Source organism: Salipiger sp. HF18, from assembly GCF_011806505.1.
GTDB lineage: Bacteria > Pseudomonadota > Alphaproteobacteria > Rhodobacterales > Rhodobacteraceae > Salipiger > Salipiger thiooxidans.
The window spans coordinates 1-1,936 of the sequence record NZ_JAATOS010000643.1; the positions used below are offsets into that span (position 1 = coordinate 1).

The 1,936-nt window shown below is 66.1% G+C and carries 2 protein-coding genes; both read right to left on the reverse strand.

Translation table 11 applies throughout. The features are described from left to right. A partial coding sequence (locus tag HC022_RS25310; RefSeq protein WP_167454230.1) for a trehalose-6-phosphate synthase occupies window positions 1–1,058 on the reverse strand: 1,058 nt, incomplete at its 3' end. A gap of 3 nt (window positions 1,059–1,061) precedes the next feature. Continuing rightward, window positions 1,062–1,838 carry an HAD-IIB family hydrolase gene (locus tag HC022_RS25315; RefSeq protein ID WP_167454231.1) on the reverse strand — a complete coding sequence of 259 codons (777 nt, stop codon included), beginning with the start codon at window positions 1,836–1,838 and terminating at the stop codon, window positions 1,062–1,064. Window positions 1,839–1,936 lie beyond the last annotated feature (98 nt).

Consider the following 1,936-nt stretch of genomic DNA (forward strand, 5'->3'; position numbering starts at 1 on the left):
AAGCGGCCGTTGATGCGGCCGGCGATCTCTTCCAACTCGCGCTGGATCGGCTCGTAGACCGTCATGTTGCGGTTGGCAGACACCGAGACGTGCAGCAGCCGGACGGTGCCGCGCAGCTCGGGCCGCCGCTCGAGCAGGCGCTCGAAGGCCAGCAGCTGGTCGGCGCCGCCCTTGGTGTAGTCGGTGCGCCCGACCGAGAGGATCATGGTGCTGTCACCGACCTCGGCCCGGAAGCGCTTGGCCAGTGCCTTGGTCTCCTCGGTCTCGGCGAGCTGGCTGATGTAGCCGACGTCGACACCCACCGGCGTCACGCCCAGCTGCACCACGCGATCGTCGGTGTGGATCTCTGTCGGGACCGTGCGGTCCGACAGCGCCGAGCCCTCGGCGATCAGGTCCTCGGTCACCTTGACCCGCGGCACGTTGCCCACGTCGCGGAGCGAGCGCACGCAGCCCACGAAGTTCGAGGCATAGCGCGGGATGTGGAAGCCCACCACGTCCGCCGAAAGCAGCGAGTCGATGATCTCGCCCCGCCACGGCAGCACGTTGAACATGTCGGCGTTGGGGAAGGGTGTGTGGTGATAGAACGAGATGCGCAGATCGGGGCGGAGCTGGCGCAGGTAGCCGGGGACGAGCCACAGGTTGTAGTCGTGCACCCAGACGGCGGCCTCGGCGAAAGCCCAGTTCACTTCCTTGAAGGTCGGCCAGTCCACGGGGTCGTAGTTATACTTTTCCTTGAACCCGTGCAGGATCGGCCAGAACGCCTCTTTCGAGGTGATGTGGTAGAAGCTGCGCACCTGCTCCTTGGTCAGCGGCAGGCGCGAGACCGTGTACTTGCCGAAGCTGTCCTCGATCTCGACGACGCGGTCGAAACCGGGGTTCGAGGTGTCCTCGGCCTCTTTCCAGGCCACCCATGCGGCGTTTTCGACCTTGCCGAAGAAGCTCTTCAGCGTGGGCACGATGCCGTTCGGGCTCTTGTTCTCACGGTACTCGGTCTTGCCGTTGACCTCAACCTCTTCATAGGGCTGTCGGTGATAGACGATAACCAGATCGCTGGACATGGATCACGCTCCTTTCGGAAGGGGGTGGAGGTTGAAGGCCTCGACCGCCTCGAGAATGCCCGCAGCGCCGATGGCTTCGGCGGTGTGGACATGAGGCAGGCCCGAGACCTCGTTGAGCAGAGCTTCCTCGGCGCCGCCTACGGCGACGGCCTGAAGCCCGCATTGCAGCATCGAGAGATCGTTCAGCGTGTCGCCGGCGGCGAGCACACGGCCTTCCTCGATGCCCAGATGGGTGACGAGGCGGCGCAGCGACGGACCCTTCGAGATGCCGCGGGGCAGGACGTCGAAATAGCGGTTGTCCGAGACCAGCGGGTCGTGGCCCATGTCGCGCACCTTGTCATGGGCGCTTGAGTCGAAGGCCTCGGCATCGAGATCGTAGCTCACGCGGTAGCGGAAATCGGTAGGCTGCAGCGTCAGGCCGGGGTGGCCATGCAGCGCGTCGCGCACCTTGTCGCCGGCGTTGCCCCAGGTCTCGGCGATCTCGACCTCGAGCGGCTCGATGGGATGGATGGTGCCATCCTGAACGCGGGCGATGGTGGTGCCGACGTCACCCACGACGTACTCGGGCCACGGCACGCCGCCGTCGCAAAGCTCGCCGATGAACTTGGGGTCGCGGCCGGTGACGAAGATCAGGCCGATGGTGTCGCGGTTCGCCTCGATCCAGTCGTAGAGCCGGGCGCGGTCCTCCTCGGAGCCGCCGAGGAAGGTGCCGTCGAGGTCCGTCGCCAGAACGAAGCGGCAGCTGGCGATGTCGCGGTTGTGGGGGTGATCGAAGCTCATGCGGGGTCTCCCTCGTGGGGGTGCAGGATGATGTCGAGCGCGCGCGGCTCGCCCTCGATGGGACGGGACCACAGCGCCTGGAAGGTTTCGGTGAGCGG